This is a genomic window from Streptomyces endocoffeicus (genome assembly GCF_016741935.1).
In the GTDB taxonomy this organism is placed as follows: domain Bacteria; phylum Actinomycetota; class Actinomycetes; order Streptomycetales; family Streptomycetaceae; genus Streptomyces; species Streptomyces endocoffeicus.
On sequence record NZ_JAERRG010000029.1, the window covers coordinates 1 to 20,621 of the forward strand.

Annotated in this window: 16 protein-coding genes and 1 pseudogene; 4 read left to right on the plus strand and 13 right to left on the minus strand. The window is 71.8% G+C overall.

All coding sequences use genetic code 11. The features are described 5' to 3' along the window. Positions 1–129: 129 nt before the first annotated feature. The 3 genes from JK364_RS43485 to JK364_RS43495 form a co-directional block, all read right to left on the minus strand. On the minus strand, positions 130–2,661 hold the full coding sequence (locus tag JK364_RS43485) for a SpoIIE family protein phosphatase (RefSeq protein WP_201857054.1): 2,532 nt from the start codon (positions 2,659–2,661) through the stop codon (positions 130–132). Between the two features lie 22 nt (positions 2,662–2,683). Then, positions 2,684–3,886 carry a PP2C family protein-serine/threonine phosphatase gene (locus tag JK364_RS43490; RefSeq protein ID WP_201856978.1) on the minus strand — a complete coding sequence of 401 codons (1,203 nt, stop codon included), beginning with the start codon at positions 3,884–3,886 and terminating at the stop codon, positions 2,684–2,686. A gap of 232 nt (positions 3,887–4,118) precedes the next feature. Next, the gene (locus JK364_RS43495) at positions 4,119–5,183 is read right to left on the minus strand and encodes a DMT family transporter (protein WP_201856979.1); all 1,065 of its coding nucleotides are present in this window, start codon (positions 5,181–5,183) and stop codon (positions 4,119–4,121) included. Positions 5,184–5,371: 188 nt separating this feature from the next. Between JK364_RS43495 and JK364_RS43500 the strand changes: the two genes are divergently transcribed. After that, complete coding sequence (locus JK364_RS43500; protein ID WP_201856980.1) at positions 5,372–6,013, plus strand: TetR/AcrR family transcriptional regulator; 642 nt, start codon at positions 5,372–5,374, stop codon at positions 6,011–6,013. Between the two features lie 577 nt (positions 6,014–6,590). On the opposite strand, the gene JK364_RS43505 is transcribed toward JK364_RS43500, so the two are convergent. From JK364_RS43505 to JK364_RS43515, 3 genes are all read right to left on the minus strand, one after another. Next, positions 6,591–7,439: a glycosyltransferase family 2 protein gene (locus JK364_RS43505; protein WP_201857055.1), complete on the minus strand. Its 849-nt coding sequence runs from the start codon at positions 7,437–7,439 to the stop codon at positions 6,591–6,593. 204 nt (positions 7,440–7,643) lie between these two features. Continuing rightward, a complete protein-coding gene (locus JK364_RS43510) occupies positions 7,644–8,255 on the minus strand; it encodes a hypothetical protein (RefSeq protein ID WP_201856981.1) in 612 nt (203 codons plus the stop codon). Between the two features lie 280 nt (positions 8,256–8,535). Next, on the minus strand, positions 8,536–9,309 hold the full coding sequence (locus JK364_RS43515) for an SDR family oxidoreductase (RefSeq protein ID WP_201856982.1): 774 nt from the start codon (positions 9,307–9,309) through the stop codon (positions 8,536–8,538). Positions 9,310–9,506: 197 nt separating this feature from the next. Here JK364_RS43515 and JK364_RS43520 point away from each other — a divergent pair, with 197 nt between their 5' ends. Next, a complete protein-coding gene (locus JK364_RS43520; RefSeq protein WP_201856983.1) occupies positions 9,507–11,129 on the plus strand; it encodes an alkaline phosphatase D family protein in 1,623 nt (540 codons plus the stop codon). A gap of 33 nt (positions 11,130–11,162) precedes the next feature. On the opposite strand, the gene JK364_RS43525 is transcribed toward JK364_RS43520, so the two are convergent. From JK364_RS43525 to JK364_RS43545, 5 genes are all read right to left on the minus strand, one after another. Next, entirely contained in the window at positions 11,163–12,407 is a 1,245-nt protein-coding gene (locus tag JK364_RS43525) for a lanthionine synthetase C family protein (RefSeq protein WP_201856984.1), read from the minus strand. Next, complete coding sequence (locus JK364_RS43530; protein ID WP_201856985.1) at positions 12,400–15,168, minus strand: lantibiotic dehydratase; 2,769 nt, start codon at positions 15,166–15,168, stop codon at positions 12,400–12,402. The genes JK364_RS43525 and JK364_RS43530 overlap by 8 nt, the downstream gene beginning before the upstream one ends. A 115-nt stretch (positions 15,169–15,283) precedes the next feature. Next, entirely contained in the window at positions 15,284–15,463 is a 180-nt protein-coding gene (locus JK364_RS43535) for a hypothetical protein (RefSeq protein ID WP_201856986.1), read from the minus strand. An 80-nt stretch (positions 15,464–15,543) separates the two neighbouring features. After that, complete coding sequence (gene fxlM / locus JK364_RS43540) at positions 15,544–16,719, minus strand: methyltransferase, FxLD system (protein ID WP_201856987.1); 1,176 nt, start codon at positions 16,717–16,719, stop codon at positions 15,544–15,546. 331 nt (positions 16,720–17,050) lie between these two features. Continuing rightward, positions 17,051–17,305 (minus strand): alpha/beta fold hydrolase, encoded by a 255-nt coding sequence (locus JK364_RS43545; RefSeq protein WP_201856988.1) that lies wholly within the window; start codon positions 17,303–17,305, stop codon positions 17,051–17,053. Positions 17,306–17,340: 35 nt separating this feature from the next. On the opposite strand from JK364_RS43545, the pseudogene JK364_RS56035 reads away from it, so the two are divergent. Continuing rightward, positions 17,341–17,613: pseudogene (locus JK364_RS56035) on the plus strand (IS630 family transposase); the annotation flags it as partial. A 73-nt stretch (positions 17,614–17,686) separates the two neighbouring features. Here JK364_RS56035 and JK364_RS43550 read toward each other — a convergent pair. Beyond that, the gene (locus JK364_RS43550) at positions 17,687–18,052 is read right to left on the minus strand and encodes a nuclear transport factor 2 family protein (protein ID WP_307841570.1); all 366 of its coding nucleotides are present in this window, start codon (positions 18,050–18,052) and stop codon (positions 17,687–17,689) included. A gap of 109 nt (positions 18,053–18,161) precedes the next feature. Further along, on the minus strand, positions 18,162–19,160 hold the full coding sequence (locus JK364_RS43555; RefSeq protein ID WP_201856989.1) for a Gfo/Idh/MocA family protein: 999 nt from the start codon (positions 19,158–19,160) through the stop codon (positions 18,162–18,164). A 95-nt stretch (positions 19,161–19,255) separates the two neighbouring features. Between JK364_RS43555 and JK364_RS43560 the strand changes: the two genes are divergently transcribed. Beyond that, a complete protein-coding gene (locus JK364_RS43560; RefSeq protein ID WP_201856990.1) occupies positions 19,256–20,587 on the plus strand; it encodes a multidrug effflux MFS transporter in 1,332 nt (443 codons plus the stop codon). Positions 20,588–20,621: the final 34 nt, after the last annotated feature.

Here is a 20,621-nt window from a genome sequence, read left to right on the forward strand (position 1 = left end):
AAGCGGATCGGTGGACGGGGCCTCTCCTTCCAGGGTGACAAATCGGACAGGAATTGGCCCCTGCGCCCCGGGGTCGAATATCGGTGGCCCGAGTGCGCCCCCGGGACGGGGGAGCCGGGGCGGGGCCCTTCAGCCCGTGGAGACGTCCTGCTCGACCCAGATCGTCTTGCCGTCCGTGCTCTGCCGGGTGCCCCAGCGCGTCGCCATCTGGGCCACCAGCATCAGGCCCCGGCCGCCCTCGTCGAAGACCCGGGCCCGCCGCATATGGGGTGCCGTGCTGCTGGCGTCGGAGACCTCGCAGATGAGGTCGCGGTCGCGGATCAGCCGCAGCCGGATCGGCGGGCGGCCGTAGCGGATCGCGTTGGTGACCAGTTCGCTGACGATCAGCTCGGTGGTGAAGACGGTCTCCTCGAGACCCCAGTCGATCAGCTGCTCGGTGGTGCTCCGGCGGGCCTCGGCGACGGCGGGCGCGTCCGCCGGGATGTCCCAGGTGGCGACCCGGTCGGAGTGGAGCGCCCGGGTGCGGGCGAGGAGCAGGGCGATGTCGTCCTCGGGATGGGCCGGGGGCAGGGCCCGCAGGACGTCGTCGCAGAGCGCGTCCAGGGAGGGGGCGGGACGGCTCAGGACGTCGCGCAGCGTCTCGAGCCCGTCGCCGATCTCGCGCTCACGGCCGTTGATCAGGCCGTTGGTGTAGAGGGCGAGCAGACTGCCCTCGGGCAGCTCCGTCTCCATGATCTCGAAGGGCAGTTCACCCAGGCCCAGGGGCGGACCGATGGGCGGGCCGAGTACGTCGGCGGTGCCCTCCGGGCTGATCACCAGCGGCGCGGGGTGGCCCGCCGCGGCGATGGAGCAGCGGCGCGAGACCGGGTCGTAGACCACGTACAGACATGTGGCGCCGAAGGACCACAGGCGCTCGGGCTTCTCGTCCGAGTACAGCCGGGTGACCATGTCGTCGAGGTGGGTCAGCAGCTCCCCCGGGGGCAGATCGATATCGGCCAGGGTGCGTACGGCGGTGCGCAGCCGCCCCATGGTGGCGGCCGCGTGGATGCCGCGCCCCACGACATCGCCGACCACCACGGCGGCGCGGGCGCCGGACAGCTGGATCGCGTCGAACCAGTCGCCGCCCACCCCGGCCCAGGCGCCCGAGGGCAGATAGCGCGAGGCCATCTCCAGCGCGGTCAGCTCGGGCAGCCGCTGCGGCAGCAGGCTGCGCTGGAGGGCCTCGGCCGTTCCGCGCTCGCGCAGATAGCGGCGGGTGTTGTCCACGCAGACGGCCGCCCGGGCGGTGAGCTCCTCGGCCAGCAGCGTGTCGTCGTCGGTGAAGGGCGCCGGGGTGCGGTGGCGGGCGAAGAGGGCCGTGCCGAGGATGACCCCGCGGGCGCGCATCGGCGTCACGATCACCGAGTGCACTCCGTGCTCGCGGATACGGGCGGCCCGGCCGGGATCCTTGGTCTCCCAGCTCGCCAGCAGGGACGGCGTCACCTGGTGCCGGGCGGCCCGGCCCTTGAGCAGGCACGCCGCCGTGGGGGAGTGCTCGGGGTGGGTGGCCAGGCCCCCGACGTCGGCCAGCGCCTCGGGGGCGCCGTCGAGGATGGACCGGTGGGCCGCGCGCCGCAGGGTGACGGGCGCGCGCAGCGGCCCCTCCGGGGGCTCGTCGCCCTCGTGGAGGAAGGTGAGCAGATCGACGCTGGCGAAGTCGGCGAGCCGGGGGACCGCCACCTCGGCCAGCTCCTGGGCGATCCGGTCCAGGTCCAGATGGCTGCCCAGCCGCGCCCCCGCCTCGTTGAGCAGCTGGAGCCGCTGCCGGGCCTCCTGCTCGGCGGTGGTGTCGCGGGCCGCGAAGCACACGCCGCGCAGCCCTCCGGTGCGGTTGGCCAGCGGGGCCAGCGAGACCGACCAGGCGTGCTCATCGCGCTCACCGGGCCCCCGCAGATGCGTCTCCAGCTCCAGCCGTTCGCCGCTCTCCAGCACCTGCCGCATGGCCCGCTCGACCCGGTCGCTCTCCCCGTGGCCCACCAGCTCGGTCAGCCGCAGCCCGCGCATCTGCTCCTCGCTGCGGGCGGTGGCGGCCTGCATGTCGGCGTTCGCCCGCGCCAGCCGCAGCTCGGTGTCGAAGAGCGCCAGGACGCAGGGGCACTGGGCGAAGGCGTGGTCCGCGGGGGTGACCGGCTCCGGTGGTTCCCGGGGCGCGGCGGAGACCAGGAGCCAGCCCGCGGGTCCGTCGTCCGGCGGGCCGCGGTGGGCCAGCAGCTCGACCTCCAGCCGATGGCCGTCCCGGTGGCGCAGCGCGATGCGGCCGCTCCAACGGGGCCCGTGGGCCAGGCACGGCCCGGCGCCCTCGCCGGTGTCCCCGGTGGTGCCCCGGGCGGTGCCCCTGGCCGTGTCCCCGCGGCTGTCCCGGGCGGTGTCCCCGCCGCTGTCCCTGGCGGCCGTCTCAGCGTTGTCCCCGGCGGTCGGCTCGGCGCGCAGCTCGGCCGCCGGCCGCCCCACGACCTCCTCGGCGCGGTAGCCCAGCAGCCGCCGCGCGCCCTCGCTCCACCCGGTCAGCACGCCGTGGTCGTCGACCGTGGCCGTGGCCAGGCCGGGGGCGCCGGGCGGCGGGTCCGGGCCGGGCGGCGGGTCCGGCCGGACGCGGCGGGCTGTGGGGTCGGGAGGCGTCATCATCGGACATCGGGTCGACGGCTCATGGACCCGGCGGATGCCACTCGATCATCAAAATCGTGGCGTCGTCGCTGAGTTCGCTGTGCCGGTGGTCGAGGATCGCGTGGATGAGCAGGCGCAGCATCTCGGGGGCGTTCTGCCCGGCGGCCGTCGAGCGGATGATGTGGTCGGCGAAGCGCTCCAGACCGAACTGCTCGCCTCCCTCGTCGCGCGACTCCACGACCCCGTCGGTGTAGAGCAGGACGCGGTCACCGGGCTCCAGCGTCGTCTCATAGATCTGGCGGGGCGCGTCCGACAGCCACGCGGGCAGCCCCAGCGGTGGTTCGGCAGGCCGTTCCAGCTCCTTGCCCAGCAGCCGCTGGCGGCGGATGACCAGCGGGGTGGGGTGGCCGCAGTTGGACCAGCGCAGCGCCCCGCTGGGCATGTGCAGCTGGAGGAAGACGCCCGTGCAGAACTGGTCCGGAAGCCATTTGGCCAGCGCCTCGTCCACGGTGGTGACCAGCGCCGCCAGGTCGGCGCCGGTGCGCCGGGCGTTGCGGCTGCCCGCCATCGCCACGGAGGTGGTCAGCCCGGACGCCAGGTCGTGGCCCATCGCGTCGAGGATCGTGGCGTGCAGGACGTCCTCGGTGAACGAGTGGTCGAAGGCATCGCCGCCCAGCTCGTACGCGGGCTCCACGACGGCCGTCGAGACCACCCGGCCGGTGCCGATGGAGCGGGGCGGGAGGAAGGCCCGCAGCATCTCCGTGGGCAGCTGCATGGACCGGGTGCGGGTGCGCTGCGCGAAGGTGTCGATATAGGTCCGCTTGGCCGTGATGACCAGGGCGAGGAGCGAGGCCAGCGTCCGGCAGCGCCAGAGCCTGAGCCCGTCCAGGGAGGCCATCCGCAGCTGCAGGACCCCGAGCCGCTCGGCGCCGTTCAGCAGCGGCAGCCATACGGTGAGCCCGCCCGTGCTCTCCTCCTCGACCCGCACCGAATCGGTGCGGTAGGCGAATCCGGCCAGGGAGTGATCGAGCTCCAGGCGCGGCTCGCCCTCCTCGAGCGGCATCAGCAGCCGCTGCCGGAGGTCGATCAGGAAGACGACCGCGCGGCCCATGTTCATGGCCTCGGTGTAGCGGTCCAGGGCCAGCGGGAGCTCTGTCGGGGATGCCTCGTGGGCGGCCCTGAGCAGCTCCTCCAGCGATTGCTCAGCGGTCTCGGCCGAGGTCGACACATTCGCGTCCACCATGCGGTCAACCTTACGGCGGCGGGTCCCGCGACGCCCGGAGGATCCCGGGGGACCACGGAGGACCACGGGGGATCACGGGGGATCCCGGGGGACCACGGAGGACCACGGGGGATCACGGGGGATCACGGGTGACCACGGAGGACCACGGGGGATCACGGGGGATCACGGGTGACCACGGAGGACCACGGGGGATCACGGGGGATCACGGGTGACCACGGAGGACCACGGGGGATCACGGGGGCGTGGGCACCGGCTCCCGGGGGACGGCGGCGGGCTCGCGCCGGGGCTCGCCGGGGGCGAGGGCCTCTCGTGCGACGGCCTGCCGTACGACGGTCTTTCGCAGGGCGGGGGCGGTCTCCGGTACGGCCACGGGGGCTTCGGGTACGGCGGGCTCGCGTACGGCGGACTCTCGTACGACCACGGTGTCCCCGCGCGCCCCCGCCCCCGCCCCCGACTGCGGAGCCCGGGAGAGCAGGACCACCCCGCGGGCGGCCGCCGCCGCGCCCAGGGCGGCCAGGGCCCAGCCGCCCGGGCCGCCCCGGAACCGCTCGTCCAGCAGCACGATCCCGATGGCGGCCGCCGCCACCGGGTTGGCGAGGGTCAGGGTGGCCAGGGGCGCGCCGAGACCGCTGCCGTAGGCGCTCTGGGACAGCAGCAGACCGCTCACCGCGAAGACCGCGACCAGCACGGCCACGACCGCGGTCCGCCAGGACACCAGGGCCGCCTCGGGGGCGCGGGAGTCGGCGAGCGCGACCGTGAGGGTCTGGGTGAGCGCCGAGGCGACGCCGGAGGCGACCCCGGACGCGGTGGCGAAGCGCAGGCCCCGGCCCGGCGTTCCGCGACCCCTGCGCCCCGGCCGGACGCACAGCCCGATGAACGCCAGCACGACGGCCGCGAGCCCGACCGCCTCCGGCAGGCTCAGCGTCTCGCGCGGGGTCTCCCCTGCGGTGACCGGCAGCAGGGCGCCGAGGCCGAGCAGCGCGAGGACCACGCCCCGCCACTCGTCCCGGACCACCCGCCGCCCCGCGAGCCGCGCGCCCAGCGGGACGGCCGCCACCAGGGTCAGCGCGCCGAGCGGCTGGACCAGGGTGAGCGGTCCGTACCGCAGCGCGGCCACATGCAGCAGGGCACCGGTGGAGTTGAGGCCGACCGCTCCCCACCAGGCGCCGCGCAGCAGCAGCCGCGGCATGCGGTCCGGCCGGCCGCCCGCGGCCAGCCGCTCCTGGGCCACGGCCGCCGTCGCGTAGGCGACGGCCGAGGCGAGCGCGAGCGCGACGGCTATGACGGTCGGGTTCATCCACCGTGCCTTCCTCTGGGCACTGTCTGCCTGCCACCGGTGGCACTATCGGCACACAGACGTATCGATACGAGAGTGTACCGGTGCGGGGCCGTATCGGTACAAGGGCGTATCGGTACACGGATGTGTCGGTACACTGCGTGGTCGGGAGGGGAGCCGGAGTCCGGTGGACCGAGGAGGAGGACCCGATGGCGACGCAGAGCCCGGAGACGGCCGTGCAGAGCCCGGAGACGGCCGCGCCGCAGCGCCGTTCCAAGATCACGCCCGAGCGGGAGCAGGAGTTCTATCAGGCGGTCCTCGATCTGCTCCAGGAGGGCGGCTACGAGGCCCTCACCATCGAGGCGGTCGCCGCCCGCACCCGCGCCAGCCGCTCCACCCTCTACCGGCAGTGGTGCACCAAACCCCAGCTCGTCGTCGCCGCGCTGCGCTCCTGTAAGCGCCCCTTCGCGCTGGAGGGCATCGACACCGGCTCCCTCGCGGGCGATCTGCGCGCCGTCGCGGAGGCCGTGGGCGAGGCGGGGGAGGTGTGCGGCGGTGACACCGCGCTGGTGTACGCCCTCGGGCACGCCGCGCTGCAGAACCCCGATCTGCTCCAGGCGCTGCGTGCCGCGCTGATCGAGCACGAGGTGAAGACGATCCAGACGATGGTCCGCCGGGGCGTGGAGCGCGGCGAGGTGGCCGCGGACAATCCCGCGCTCGAGTTCGTCCCCACCCAGCTGATCGGTGCGATGCGGGTCCGCCACCTGCTCGAGGGTCGGGCCGCCGACCGCATGTACCTGACGCGCTTCCTCGAGGCGTCGGTCTTCCCCGCGCTCGGGCTGGCGCCTTAGGGGGCGGGGGGTCCGTCGGATCGTGACGCCTGCGGCGAGCTGTTCCCCTCCCCGCCCCTTCCCGAAACCGGGGCTCCGCCCCAGCCCCCACCGGGGCTTCGCCCCGGACCCTGCTGGGGCTTCGCCCCGGACCCTGCTGGGGCTTCGCCCCGGACCCTGCTGGGGCTCCGCCCCGGACCCTGCTGGGGCTCTGCCCCCGGACTCCGCGGGGCTTCGCCCCGGACCCCGGACCGGGGCTCCTCTCCAGGTCCCGAAACGAGGGCTTCGTCCCAGGTTCCGAAACCGGGGTTCCTCTCCAGGCCCCTAAACGGGGGCTCCGCCCCAGGCCCTGGACCGGGGCTCCGCTCCTTCCCGTAGCACGGATATGCGGCTCCGCCCCAGACCGCGCGGGGTCCAGGGGCGGAGCCCCTGGTTACGGGAAGGGGCGGGTAGGGGAACAGAACCGCCGGACACCCCGTAGAGCCGTCGGTGCCCACGGGCTGACCCCGTAAGGCCGTCGCCCGGGTTGCCGGGCTGCCGGGTTGCCGGGCTGCCGGGCTCCCGGGCGCCCGCGCCCGTCGGCCGGGCTGCCGGGGCGTCAGATGATGGGTGGGCGGCCCAGCTTGGTCATGTGCCAGACCGTGCGCCAGCGCATCGGACGGCGCCGTCCGCAGCTGGTGCGCAGGCCCTCCAGGAAGCCGCCCGCCCAGGCCCGCAGCCCGGTCAGGGAGCGGGTGCGGGCGAGCGTGAGCAGGGTCCAGGCGGCCAGGTAGAGCGGCACCAGCGGCAGCGGCAGGTGGCGGCGGGCCAGCCAGACCCGGTTGCGGGCGGTCATCCGGTGGTAGACGGCGTGCCGGGCGGGGGAGGTCCGGGGGTGCTGGAGCAGCAGTTCGGGGGCGTAGACGACCTTCCAGCGCGCGTCGAGGGCCCGCCAGGCGAGGTCGGTCTCCTCATGGGTGAAGAAGAACGCGTCCGGCCAGCCGCCGATCTGCTCGAGCATCGCCATCGACAGGGCGTGGGCGCCGCCGAGGAAGGTGGTCACCTCGCCGCCGCGCATCGGGTCGGACGCGCGCAGCCGGGGTACGTGGCGGCGCTGGGTCTCGCCCGTCTCGTCGGCGATGCGGAAGCTCACGATGCCCAGGCGCGGGTCGTCGGCGTACAGATCGCGCACCCGGCGGAAGACGTCGGCGTCCACCAGCAGCCCGTCGTCGTCGAGGTCGACGACCACGTCCACGTCGCCGAACTCGCGCAGCCGCCGCCAGGCGACGTTACGGCCGCCCGAGACCCCGAGGTTCTCCGCCAGCTCGACCGTGGTCACCTCGCCCGGGAACTCCGGGAACTCCGGGAGCGGCGAGCCGTTGCCGACGACCACGACGCGGGCCGGGGGCAGATCCTGCTTCGCGACCGACTCCAGCAGGGCGGCCACCTCTCTGGGCCGGTTGCCCATGGTCAGGATGGCGATACCCAGGCGTGGTTCGGGGGCGGCGGGCACGGTGGGACTCCAGAGTTCGGTTGCGATGCCCGCGATCGTAACCGTTCACTCGGAAGGACACTTCCGTACTGCTGATGTTCATCAAGGACCGAGCAACGAGCCTCAAAGACCCTCAAAGACCCTCAAAGACTGAGTAAAACAATCAGCCGCGCAAAACAATCAGCCGTCGAGGGCGGCGAGCGCCTTCTTGGCCGCGTCGATGGCGCCCTTACGGATGTCATCGGAGTCGGCGGCCTTGTGGCTCTCGAAGTCGCCGCCGTTGTAGGTCACGGTGACGGTGGCGTTGTCCTGGTGGACCGTCACCACGGCCTCGCGTATGCCCTGGTCGTCGTCCTTGGTGGTCTTCTCGGTCACCGAGGCGTCGTCGCCGAGGCCGGGCACCGCGCTGCCGCCCTCGCTCTTCTGCTTCCCCGCGACGCTCTTGACGTCGTAGGCGATGTCCAGCCAGCGGTAGTCGAAGTCGTCCAGCGCGTGCCAGGAACAGCCCGTACGGCGGTTGAGGTCGCTGGACTTCAGCTCGTTCCCGGCCGGTTTGGCGCCCGGCACCAGGTCCTTGATCATCGACTCCGGGAGGACCGTGCACGCCTCCTCGGGCGGCTTGGCGTAGCGCGGCGCGGCGGTGCCGGTCGCCGGGGCCGAGGTCTGCGGGGAGGGGCCCGCCGGGGTGGCGCTCGTATCCGAGTCGTCCGACGTCGTCATGGCCACCCCCACGGCGGCGAGGACGGCGACGGGCAGCAGGCGGGCGACCAAGGTGAGCGGCAGAGAACGCACGGCGGTCTCTCTTCGTTCGGATGCCGGTGTGGGGCGATGGTGGGGCGATGGCGGGGCGGTGGTGAGGCGATGGTGGGGCAGTGGTGGAGCGGTGGTGGGGCAGCGGTGAAGGATGTGGCGCGGTGGAAACGACCCTGCCATATCGAGCGGTCCTCGAACAGTCCGGGGGGTGGCGACGGGGTGTCCGGGAACCGCTGTGCCGATGGGGTGAATTGCCCGCATCCTCACACTATCTCCACAACCGGAGGGTTATCTACGACGGGTGACGTTCCCTCATCCGTCAGCCGCGGCCGATGTACGGCATCGCCGTCGCCATGACCGTCGCGAACTGCACATTCGCCTCCAGGGGCAGCGACGCCATATGCCGCACCGTCCGTGCCACGTCCGCGACGTCCATCACGGGCTCGGCCACCACCTCCCCGCTCGCCTGCGGCACACCGGCGGACATCCGTTCGGTCATCTCGGTCGCCGCGTTGCCGATGTCGATCTGCCCGCAGGCGATGCCGTATCGGCGTCCGTCCAGCGACAGCGACTTGGTGAGCCCCGTGATGGCGTGCTTGGTGGCCGTGTACGCCACGCTGTCCGGCCTGGGCACATGTGCCGAGAGCGAGCCGTTGTTGATGATCCGTCCGCCCCGGGGATCCTGGTCCCGCATCAGCCGGAACGCCGCCTGTGCGCACAGGAACGCCCCGGTGAGGTTGGTGTCCACGACCGACCGCCAGTCCTCGTAGGACAGATCCTCCAGCGGCACGCCGCGCGGGCCGAAGCTGCCCGCGTTGTTGAACAGCAGGTCCAGCCGTCCGAACCGCTCCCGTACCGCCGCGAAGAGCGCGTCCACCCGCTCCGGGCTCGCCACGTCCGTCGGCACCACCGGGGCCGGGGGGCCGCCACCGGCCAGCCGCGCCGTCTCGGTCAGGGCCTCCTCGCGGCGCCCCGCGAGCACCACCGACCAGCCCGCCTCGAGGAGTTCGAGCGCCACGGCCCGGCCGACCCCGGAGCCCGCGCCCGTCACCACCGCCACTTTCGACACCACCGACACACGACCGTCGCTCATGCCGCCGCAGCGTACGTCACGTCAGTCGGCACGTCAGTCGGCATGTCAGTTCGCCGTGGGAGTGGGCCGATTCGCGGTAAAGGTCCCTTCCGGCAACGGAACTCACCGAGCGGTCATATCAATGTCGTGTGCACGCAAACGCCCGGCCGTCCCCCGACACTCCAATTCCTCTGACGCCACGAGCCAGGGGAGAGCACATGGCACATGACTCGCATCAGCGCGCCATACGAGCCGCGGCCGCCCGTCTGGGACGCCGCCGCTTCCTCACCGTGACGGGAGCCGCCGCCGCGCTCGCCTTCACCACCAACCTGCCCAGCGCCCACGCCGCGCAGGTGTCGCCGCGCGCCCTCGCCGACAACCCGTTCACGCTCGGCGTGGCCTCCGGCGACCCGCTGCCCGACGCCGTCGTGCTGTGGACCAGGCTGGCGCCCCGCCCCTACGAGCCGGGCAACGGGCTGCCCGAAGAGGGCACCGTCAAGGTCGAGTGGGAGATCGCCCGCGACGAGAAGTTCCAGCGCGTCGCCCGCCGGGGGACCAGCACCGCGCACGCCGAGTTCAACTACACGGTGCACGTGGACGCCAAGGGGCTCGAGCCGGGCCGCGTCTACTGGTACCGCTTCAAGGCCGGGAACTGGACCAGCCCGGTGGGCCGCACCCGCACCACCCCCGCCCAGGGCGCCAAGGTCCAGGAGGTCCGCTTCGGCCTGGTGTCCTGCCAGGCGTACCACGACGGCTACTTCACCGCCTACCGCCACCTGGCGCAGGAGGACCTGGACGCCGTCTTCCACGTGGGCGACTACCAGTACGAGTACGCGGTCAACGCCGCGGGCGGCGCCCGCGGCTACACCGACCGCACCCTCCCCGCGGTGTTCAACAAAGAGACCATGACCCTCGGGGACTACCGGCTGCGCTACGCGCTCTACAAGTCCGACGAGGACCTCCAGGCCGCCCACGCCGCCTTCCCCTGGTACGTCACCTGGGACGACCACGAGACCGAGAACAACTACGCGGGCGACATCGACGAGAACGGCGGCCCGTCGGACGAGTTCCTGATCCGCCGGGCGGCCGCCTACCGGGCGTACTGGGAGAACATGCCGCTGCGCATGCCGCAGCAGCCGAGCGGCGCCGATATGCGGCTCTACCGCCGCTTCCACTACGGCAAGCTGGCCCAGTTCGACATCCTCGACACCCGCCAGTACCGCTCCAACCAGGCGTACGGCGACGGCTGGCAGTACCCGGGACCGGAGTCCGAGGACCCCTCGCGCACCCTCACCGGCGCCACCCAGGAGCGCTGGCTGCTCGACGGCTTCCAGCGCTCCACCGCCACCTGGAACGTGCTGCCGCAGCAGGTCACCTTCTCCCAGCGGAAGAACACCACGGCCGCGCGCTCCAAGCTCTCCATGGACTCCTGGGACGGCTACCCCGCCTCCCGGGAGCGGATCCTGGCCGGTGTCGAGAAGGCGGGCCTGGACAACTTCGTCGTCCTGACCGGCGATGTCCATGTGCACTACGCCTTCGACATCAAGAAGGACTTCGACGACGCGGGCTCCCGGACCCTGGGCGTGGAGTTCGTCGGCACCTCCGTCAGCAGCGGCAAGGACGGCGCCGACAAGCCCGACAACTGGGCCACCTACATGGCCGCCAACCCGCATATGAAGTTCTACAACGGCCGGCGCGGCTATGTGACCGTCTCGCTGGACGAGGAGCGGGCACGGGCCGACTACAAGACTGTCCCCGCGGTCACGACCCAGGGCGCGCCGCTCACCACGGCGGCGTCGTTCGTCAGCGAGGCCGGGAACCCCGGCCTGAAGCAGGTCTGACGGGACTGGTGACGAAAACGTACCCAGCAGTGATCAGCTCAGGAGGAGAAGGGCATCCCAGGCGATGGTGTTCGTGGTGGGCAGTAAACCCTGGGTTTCCGCCAGGACGAGTGCCACGCCCGTCGCGCCGGTGAGGAAGCCCAGGTTCCCTGACCTGATGTCCTGGTTCCCATCTGGTGGGAGCAGGGGCGTGGTGAGGGCCGCGGCCCGCCGCCCGGCCTGGGAGCAGCCGCTGCGGTGAATGGCTTGGAGGACTCCGGCGGTTCCGTGGCACAGCCCGGGGCCGTCGGTGTCCCAGTGTTCGGCCGGGCGTTGCGCGAGGGAGGCAACGGCTGTTTGTCCTGCGTGGACGAGTTCGCCGTCGTGGAGTGCCCGTCCGGCGTGCGTGAGCGCACTGCCGATGCCCGCTGCGCCGTAACACCATGCGTCGCGCCTGCCAGGGGCGGTGGCCAGGTGGTCGCGGTTCGGGGGTTGGCGCAGTGCGTCGCCGCTGATGTGCGCGGGCCAGGAACCGCCGGGGGCGGACCAGCGCAGGAGCCAGGCTGCCGCGGTACGGATCGCGTCCAGTTGCGCTGGAACGGTGCGGTCGGCGACGGCGGCGAGGGAGAGGAAGGCGAGCGGCCCGGCGATGCCGTGGGCGAGACCGGTGGTGGCCGCACCGGAGGGAGACAGGGCGCCGGCGACGGGGAGGAGGTGGTCGTGGGCGGGGAGCCACCAGCCCGGGAGATGCCCCACCGGAGTGTTGATCATTTCGGTGAGTGCGGTGAGTGCGTCGGTCAGTCCCGGTACGGCGGGAGCATGACCCGTCTGGTCGGCGGCGAGCAGGATCCGGCCGATGCCGGAAAGACCCTTGATGGCGTCGTAGACGCCCCAGGGAGTGCCCCGCTGCCCGCCGCTGAGACGCTTGCGCTGGTGGTGGGCGAGGCCCTGGGCCCGTGCGGCCAGCCAGGACGTGGCGTGCTCCAGGGCTGTGCGTTGGACACGCGGTTCGGGCAGGTAGGCGCTGCCGATGAGGAGAGAGGCGGCGAGTGCTCCTGGACCGCTGTAGATGCCGTCAGGTGGCGCACCGGCCAGTAGTGAAGCCGCAGCGTCCCAGTGGTGTTCGGCTGCCGGTGCGAGGCTCGGGTCCGTGGGGGACAGCGCGGCAAGCAGCAGGGCGGTTCCGGGAAGCCCGTCGTTCAGGGTCGACGCCGCGCTCCGGCTGACGGCCGTGGTGATGTGCGTGGGGTCGGCGACGGTACGGACGACGTGTTCCACGGTCGCGGCGGGGTCAGCCATGGGAGTGGAGGAGGTCGGTGGCCAGGGAGCGGGCGATGCGTTCGTGGCCGGGGTAGGGGCCGAGAAGCCGGTTGCAATGCATATGGATCAAGTCCGACGCGCAGCGCTCGGCTGTTTGCAGGGTGGGAAGAGATACTCGATAGCCGTCCAGCGCTGCCTGTCGTGCCGTCCAGACCATGGCGAGCCGGGCTGGTATGGCGCCGAACCGGGCCGGATCGCGGAGCTGTTCCCGTCGGCGGCGTTCGGCAGGGGTGAGCAGGCCGCCACGGGCCGCCGTCGGTGAGGCGACGGTCCGGGCGATCGCGGCCGCGGAGCGGGCGGCAAGCAGAAGCCGGTCCTCCTCAGCTCTGAGGTCACGGAGCGCAGCCAGAACGAGGGCGCTGTCCGCGGCGAAAACGGCTTCCGCCGCTTCGATGGCATGGGGGCCACCGTAGCGCTGCGTCTCGCGTACGTAGGGCTCGTAGTAGAGGTGTCCGCTGCTCAGGCGCTGCTCGGCGAGGTCGGCTGCCCACTGTGCGAGGGTGTGCTGCAGGCGGTTCAGCGCCTCGGGGTCAGCGTGGTAGCGCAGGCGGAGGTGCGGGCCGAGGGCCGGGGTGTCGTAGCGGAGCCAGAACAGCCCTGCTGCGGCCGGTACTGGGGGAAGCTGCTGGAGTACGGCGTCTTGGTGACGGGCGGAGACCGGGATGGCGGCGGATAACCAGTCGCGCCCGTGGGCGCGGGTATCGGCTGAGCGAGGTCTGAGCGCGGTGCGCGGATCGATGCGAGCGGGGGGAGGCTGGGCGCGGCGGTGGAGAGCGATGACGAGTTCGAGAGGATGGCGGCCATGAGGGCCCTCGACGGCCGGCTCGTGATCGTGGTGTCCAAGGGCTTCGGTAAGCGATCGGGCCCCGCGCAGCACGGTGCGTCGCAGGATCTCCTGGTGGTCGGTGTCGCGCAGATGAAGGGGCAGTTGACGGTCGGACTCCTCGGCCACGACCGCCTCAGGGACCGGCGGGTGCGTCCGGGCGAGCCAGGCGGCCAGGCGCGGACACCAGGTCGACCGCTTGGCCGCGGCGGTCACCAGGCCGTCCGGCAGAATCCAGCGCTGCGGGGCCAGGATGGTGCCGCGGTACGTAACCCGTGGGGTGTAGGGGAAGCAAGAGCCGCGTCCCCACGACCAGGTATGCCAGGGCCGCTCGTCGACGTGGCCGAGCAAGTGCAGCAGGTGGGCGGTGGGCGGGAGGAGGCCGCGGGTGATGCGGCTGAACAATACTGGTACGACCTGCCGTTGCAGAGTGAGCGACCACACCCTCAGGTGTCGGGCGACGGCGGTGATCGCCAAGTCGTCGAGGTGAAGGTCGCCGTCACGGGCCGGGCAGCCGACCGGGATGCGGTACGGGGCGAACCCGGACTCGACCGCGAGTGCGGCGGTCCTGGCGGTGAGGGGGCGGCAGACGATCTCTGCGACAACCGCTTTGCCGTCCTTCGCGGTCGGGGCCAGTTGGGACAGCCATCGCGCGAACCGTCCTGCGGCTGATCCGGCCTGCTGGGCGGCGTGATGGCCGACCATCAGCCTGGAAGAGTTTCCCGGCTCGGGCAGCAGGCGTACGTGGATCTCCGCGCTGCGCGGCGGTAGGCCCGTTCCGTGATCCAGTTGTTCGATGTGTGCTTCGGTCAGCTCGACCTCGCATCGCCCGTGTACGAGGGCGTCCGTGAGGAGCGAGGCCAGGACTCGATCGCGCTGTTCACCGATCCCGGCGGTGGCCGCGATGGCGTCGTCCGGACCGGGCGGCCCGATCCCGATGGCTGGGTCGATGGCCTCCAGGAGCGGCACCATGCGGTGGTGCCCGTATGTGGTCGTGAACCGCTCCGTCCAAGGACGCAGCGGTGGGGCGCGGTGGCTGATTCGCCACAGGGCTGCCGCGGCCTGTGCGGCCTTCACGCCGATGGCAGCAGGAAGCTGGATATCGGCGTCAGCCAGCGTGTCGACCGTGATCGGCCGTTCGACGGAGTGGAGGCGGTCGGTGAAATCCCGGGCCGAGCGCAGCAGCGTCAGCCGCTGTGCCGCGCCGGGCCGGTGCTGGTCGGCTTCGCCGAGCAGCCGCCGTAACCGGATGAGGAGCCCGTGCTCGGGCACGGGTTCGGGGACCTTGCGCAGCAGGTGTCCGAGCGGGTCGCCGCGCAGGTCTTCGGGAAGCAGATCACTCAGCAGGACCCCCGTTCGGATCATGTGCACCACCGCCGCCTGGGCGGCCTCGGCGGTCGCGCCCGGGTAGCGGTTCACGACGGCCGCGATGACGTCGCTCCCCGAGGTGCGGTCGGCACATACCTCCAGCAGCCATTCCGACAGCTGGGTGACCCGGACAGTGCCGAGATGTCCGCTACCGTCCGGGCCAGGGTGCTCGACCTCGTACCGGGTCCCGCGGCGCACCACGAGATTGTTCACCGTCAGGGCCAGCGTCGGCACCACGCCCGGTAACTCCAACACGCGGTCGGCGAAGCTCAGCAACCATTGCGGGCTGGGCACGGTGACCGTCTGGTGGCGCTTGCCCAGGCGGAGCACACTCCGGTTGCCTTCCAGCCGGGCCGCGGCAACCGCGCACCACACGCCATGGGGGGTCGTACGCGTCCGCGCTCGAATCGCGTAGGCGGTGCGCGTCACGGCGGCCCGGTGCGAGTCGTTGGGCGCCTGCTCCAAGGAACGGGAGGCGAGGAACAGACCTTCCGCGAACAGCCCGTCCTCCTGGTTCGCGCCAGAGGCCAGCAGAGGGATGCGGGCCATCGCTACCGGGTCGAACGTGAAGACTTCTCCTGGCACTATGCCCCCTGGCTCTCGCTGGTCGGGGTGGCGCGGACGGTGGCCGCGCCACTCCGACGTTCATCCGGACCGCTGGTTGCTACCGGGCGTCGGGGATCAGGCACCCGGTAGTGGGTCCCTGCGGCGGGGACGGCCCGCAGCCGTCGCCGGTGGTGTCGCCGTCGGTGTCGCCATCGGTCTCGGCGAAGCCGTTCCGGATCTCGGACAGACGGGTGTTCGTCGCGTCCAGACGGAACACCTCAAGCAGGGCAGCGTCCATGTCAACCTCCTTTCTGCGCGTCGAAGGTGATGGTGCGCCCCGAGCCGTTGCGGCCCGGGAGATCGGGGATCGGCGGGTGCTCAGGGCCAGGCGAGCACCATGCGCAGTCCAGGGCCGTCCAACACGCGCCCGGCGGCGGGCAGGCACTCGGAGCCTTCGGGGTGGAGGTGGAGCGCCGGTCCGGGGCCACCACGGTGGTCGTGGTCCCATACGCGCAGATGCCGGGCGCAATCCTCGGCCAGGGTCTCGTCGCGGCCGTGCCAGGCGACGCCGTATTCGAACCGGGCATTGTCCGTGCCCACCGGGCGCATCGTCAGATAGGCGAGGGTGTTCGCGCTCCAGGTGACGGGGCTGCCTCCGGGCAGCGTCCACGCTCCGCCCGGACGGTCGAGGGTCTGGCGGTCCACGTGCAGGCGCCCGAAGACATCCAGCACCGTCGCCAGCCACACGTCCACGACGGGCCGGGTGCCCTCGGTGACGCCGACCGTCACCCCGGTCCACACCTCATGACGCTTGCCCGCCAGGGCTTCGGTCAGGGCGGCGGCATCGGGCTGCGCCCCGCCGTCCCACCGCAGCCGCACGTCGTCACCGAGCAGCGTCGTGGCCACTGGATCCTTCGCCGCCTGCCCGCGCATGCGTACGAAGCCGCACAGGTCCCAGCCGTCACCGCGCCAATGGCCACTCTCCTGTGTGAAGGTGAGTAAGCGTCCCAGTCCCCGCAGCCGCAGCGGGACCACCAGACGGCCTTCGTCGGTGAGCTGCTCCAGCCAGGCGGGGGCGATCGTCGTGGCCTGGGCGGTTACCACGATGCGGTCGTATGGGGCGCCGTCGGGGACTCCGAAGTGTCCGTCGTTGGTTACCAGCCGGATATCCGTGCACCCGGCAGCCTCAAGGCACCTCGCGGCCCGGTCGATCACTTCCGGGTCGATGTCCTGGCTTGTCACGCGGCCTCCATCACCGACCAGTTGGCGGAGAAGTGCCGCGTTGTAGCCGCCGGAACCCACTTCCAGCACCCTGTCGCCCGGCCGAGCCCGAAGGCGCTCCAGCATCGTGGCCACCAGCCATGGCGCGGAGACCGAACTGACCGGCTTACCGTCTGTGTCGCGCTTGGTGAACACCGCATCGTCGCGGTAGGCGTCCTCCAACGGAACGCCGGGGACGAACAGGTGCCGAGGCACGGCAGTGAACGCCGCGGCGACCTGCGGACTGGTGATCCTGCCTGTGGTCTGTAAGCCCTTGACCAGGTCGGCGTTCATGCCGACTGCGGTGGCAGCAGTGTCCAATAGCACCCCAACGCCCTTTCATTTCGCGGCAATTTCGCTCATCGCGCAGCTCGCCCCCCGGTGAAGCGCGGTAGTTCACGCGGCTCGTGACCGGTTCCGCGTACGACGTATTGACGCGTTCGGGGTCGAGGGGTGTGGCATCCGCTGAGGGGAGTGTAGCGACGTACCGCACCCGAATGGTTGCTGTTGGTGATGAAGGCTGCCGCGATGAGGCGGCGGTGCCGCGGGACAGGCGCGGGCGCGCGGTGTCGGCCGGCGTGCCGGGCCAGCTCTCGAAGAGATGTGGGCCCGGGGCCGTTGGCGGTCAGCGGAGGAACTGGCGGAGCATTGTGGTCAGTTCATGCGGCTTTTCCTCGGTGATCCAGTGGCCGGAACCACGGATCACCCTTCCTTCGACGTGCGTCGCGTAGTCGCGCCACTGGTCGGCGATGCTTCCGGCCAGAGCCTTCTGTCCGCCGATCGCGAGGACCGGCATCGGCAGCTTTCCCTTGGCCCGGAGCTGTTTGTTCTGTTCGACGTTGGTGCGCAGCGCTCGGTACATGTTCAGCCACGCGGTCACGAGCCCGGGGCGTCGCAGATATCGGGCGTAGAACTCGTAGTCCGGTCGAGCTGTGCTTCACCCCGACCTACGCATCCTGGGCCAACCCGATTGAGGCCCACTTCGGCCCGCTGCGGCAGTTCACCCTGGCCAACTCCCACCACCGCAGCCACCCCACGCAAACCCGGGCACTGCACCGCTACCTGCGCTGGCGCAATACCAACGCCCGCCACCCCGACGTACTCACCGCCCAACGCAAGGAACGCGCCCGCGTCCGCAGCGAGAAGGGCATCCGCTGGGGCGGACGCCCCCTCAACACCGCAGCCTGACCAACCGCGAACCGCAGCCCCCCGAGCGCCGAAGGGGGCGAGTTCAGGAGAAGGGCAGCGGCAGAAGGATGACTCAGGAGGCGGACGGCTCGATCTCCCCCGCGAAGACGATGACCTGGTCGATGAGGCTCCGCCGCAGATGGACGACGTCCGTTCCCGCCAGGCGGGGGCCTCCATCCGGCGTGGTGAAGACCCACTGGTACCGGGCCCACTCGTCAGGCATGTCCACCGCCGAGCAGCGCACCATCGTGCCGGTCCCCGCCGGGTGGCGCCGGATGTCCAGTACGAACCGCTCGACCGCCGCGATTCCTTCGCTGCGACCCAACGGCCCCCAGAAGACCACGTCTGAGGTCAGGGCCTGGGAGAGCAGGGCAGTCACATAGTTGTCGTCCGAGGCGTTGAACGCGGAGATGAACGTGTCGATCGCGGAGCGTGCAATCTCTTCCTACATGCCCCAGTAATACCAGCCGTTTCGCGTGCGCTCATCCCGCGAGCCGCCTTCCGATCACGGTGAACCATCCCGGTCACAGCACCAGTGGCTCGAGCCACTAGCCCTCCCCGGGGTACCGCACCCCCAGCCGCTCCCGCGCCGCGTCCAGGGTCCGCATCACCGCCAGCGTGCCGTCCAGCGGCACCAGCGGGGACTCCGTCTCGCCCGCGCGCAGCGCGCGCATCACCTCGGCCGCCTCCCGCTGGTAGGAGCGCAGCCCGTCCACCGCCGTGATCTCCTCCGGATCCCGGCCCGGCCGGTGCAGTACGAACCGTTCCGGGTGGAAGAAGCCGCGCGGGAACTCGATCCGCCCCGCCGTGCCCGTCACCGCCGCCGTCATCGGCGTATCGGCGGTGATCGAGCAGGACAGCAGCGCCACCGCCCCGCTGTCCCAGCCCAGTGCCAGACCCGTGTTCACATCCACGCCCTCGGGGGAGAGCCGCCCCACCGCCCGCACCTCGTCCGGCTCGCCGAGCAGCAGCTGCGCGAAGGACACCGGATAGACGCCGAGGTCCAGCAGGGCGCCGCCGCCCAGCGCCGGATCGCGCAGCCGGTGGTCCGGGGGATACGGGCCGGGCAGCCCGAAGTCCGCGTGGACCGCCCGGACCTCGCCGATCGCGCCGTCGTGGACCAGCTCGGTCATCCGGCGGACGACCGGATCGCAGTACGTCCACATCGCCTCCATCAGGAAGCGGCCCCGGGCCCGGGCGAGGTCCACCAGCTCCCCGGCCTCGCGGACATTGAGCGTGAACGGCTTCTCGCACAGCACCGCACGCCCCGCCTCCAGGCACAGCCCGGCCGCCGCCCGATGGGCCGAGTGCGGGGTGGCGACATAGATCACATCGATGTCGTCATCGGCGGCCAGCTCCTCCCAGCCGCCGTACGCCCGGGGTATCCCGAACCGCTCCGCGAACCGCTTCGCCGACTCCGGCCGGCGCGAGCCGACCGCCATGACCTGCGCGTCCGCCATCTCCAGCAGATCCGTGGCGAACGAGGCGGCGATCGCACCGGTCGCCAGAATCCCCCACCGCACGGGCGCGACCTTCGGTCCGGACATCCTCACCCCTGGCTTGTTCGGTGCTTATTCGGTCGTGAGCACTCCAATTCAGCTGAGAGCATAGACAACGATTCAACGACTCATGGAAGGTCAGCATGCAGCAGCCCGGCCAAACGGCCGCCGCTCCCTCCCGGGCTCACAGACCCGACCCCCTTTCTCCCCCCTCCTCCGCCGCCGCGCCCCAGGTCACCGCTCCGCTGACCGCGCAGCGCCGTACGAGCCTCCTCGTCACCTTCGTCCTCGGCGGGCTCACCGCTCTCCCCGCCCTCTCGATGGACATGTACCTCCCGGCCCTGCCGGAGGTCACCGACGCGCTCCACAGCTCCGCCGCCACCGCCCAGCTCACCCTCACCGCCTGCCTGATGGGCATGGCGCTCGGCCAGCTCGTCGTCGGCCCGATGAGCGACAAGTGGGGCCGCCGCCGTCCCCTCCTCATCGGCATGGTGATCTACGTCATCGCCACCGCCATCTGCGCCTTCGCGCCCACCGCCGAGCTGCTCATCGGGTTCCGGCTGCTCCAGGGGCTCGCCGGGTCGGCCGGGATCGTGATCGCCCGCGCCATCGTCCGCGACCTGTACGACGGCATCGCGATGGCCCGCTTCTTCTCCACCCTCATGCTGATCTCCGGCGTCGCGCCCATCGCCGCGCCCGTCATCGGCGGGCAGATCCTGCGCTTTACCGACTGGCGCGGCGTCTTCGTCTTCCTCACCGTGATCGGCGCCCTGCTCACCCTCGTCGTCTGGCGCTTCCTGGGCGAGACCCTGCCCGTCGAGCGCCGCCAGGACGGCGGGCTCGGCCAGACGCTCCGTACGATGCGCGGGCTGCTCGCCGACCGCGTCTTCGCCGGATACATGCTCGCGGGCAGCTTCGCCTTCGCCGCCCTCTTCGCCTATGTCTCCGGTTCGTCCTTCGTCGTCCAGGAGATCTACGGCGCCTCGCCGCAGACCTTCAGCCTCCTCTTCGGGCTCAACTCGATCGGCCTCATCGGCATGGGCCAGATCAACGGCCGGGTGCTCGTCGGCCGCGTCAACATGGACAAGGTGCTGACCGTGGCGCTGACGCTGATCGCCCTCGCGGCGACCGCGCTGCTGATCCTTTCCGCCGGGGTCTTCGGCGAGGCCGGTCTGGGGCCGGTCGCGGCCTGCCTGTTCGTGCTGATGTCGTCGATGGGTCTGGCCATGCCGAACACCAACGCCTCGGCGCTGATGCGCACCCCGCACGCCGCCGGTTCCGCCTCCGCGCTGCTGGGCACCTCCACCTTCCTGCTGGGCGCGGTCGCCTCCCCGCTGGTCGGGATCGCGGGCGAGACCACGGCGGTGCCGATGGCCGTCGTCCAGCTGGCCTGCGCGCTCGCGGCCATGGCCTGCTTCATGGGACTCTGCCGTCCGTGGCAGCGACGTACGAAGCACAGCGTGACCGTGGTCTGACCCGGCTGCTGGAGACCGTCAGGGCGCTTCCCGA

What these genes read in the sequence shown, in the direction of transcription:
- JK364_RS43515 (WP_201856982.1), bottom strand. Translation starts at nt 9,309, where the DNA reads ATGAGCGACGGTCGTGTGTCGGTGGTGTCGAAAGTGGCGGTGGTGACG.
- JK364_RS43495 (WP_201856979.1), bottom strand. Translation starts at nt 5,183, where the DNA reads ATGAACCCGACCGTCATAGCCGTCGCGCTCGCGCTCGCCTCGGCCGTC.
- JK364_RS43535 (WP_201856986.1), bottom strand. Translation starts at nt 15,463, where the DNA reads ATGGACGCTGCCCTGCTTGAGGTGTTCCGTCTGGACGCGACGAACACC.
- JK364_RS43520 (WP_201856983.1), top strand. Translation starts at nt 9,507, where the DNA reads ATGGCACATGACTCGCATCAGCGCGCCATACGAGCCGCGGCCGCCCGT.
- JK364_RS43560 (WP_201856990.1), top strand. Translation starts at nt 19,256, where the DNA reads ATGCAGCAGCCCGGCCAAACGGCCGCCGCTCCCTCCCGGGCTCACAGA.
- JK364_RS43525 (WP_201856984.1), bottom strand. Translation starts at nt 12,407, where the DNA reads ATGGCTGACCCCGCCGCGACCGTGGAACACGTCGTCCGTACCGTCGCC.
- JK364_RS43490 (WP_201856978.1), bottom strand. Translation starts at nt 3,886, where the DNA reads ATGGTGGACGCGAATGTGTCGACCTCGGCCGAGACCGCTGAGCAATCG.
- JK364_RS43555 (WP_201856989.1), bottom strand. Translation starts at nt 19,160, where the DNA reads ATGTCCGGACCGAAGGTCGCGCCCGTGCGGTGGGGGATTCTGGCGACC.
- JK364_RS43485 (WP_201857054.1), bottom strand. Translation starts at nt 2,661, where the DNA reads ATGACGCCTCCCGACCCCACAGCCCGCCGCGTCCGGCCGGACCCGCCG.
- fxlM (WP_201856987.1), bottom strand. Translation starts at nt 16,719, where the DNA reads ATGAACGCCGACCTGGTCAAGGGCTTACAGACCACAGGCAGGATCACC.
- JK364_RS43500 (WP_201856980.1), top strand. Translation starts at nt 5,372, where the DNA reads ATGGCGACGCAGAGCCCGGAGACGGCCGTGCAGAGCCCGGAGACGGCC.
- JK364_RS43505 (WP_201857055.1), bottom strand. Translation starts at nt 7,439, where the DNA reads ATGGGCAACCGGCCCAGAGAGGTGGCCGCCCTGCTGGAGTCGGTCGCG.
- JK364_RS43530 (WP_201856985.1), bottom strand. Translation starts at nt 15,168, where the DNA reads ATGGCCCGCATCCCTCTGCTGGCCTCTGGCGCGAACCAGGAGGACGGG.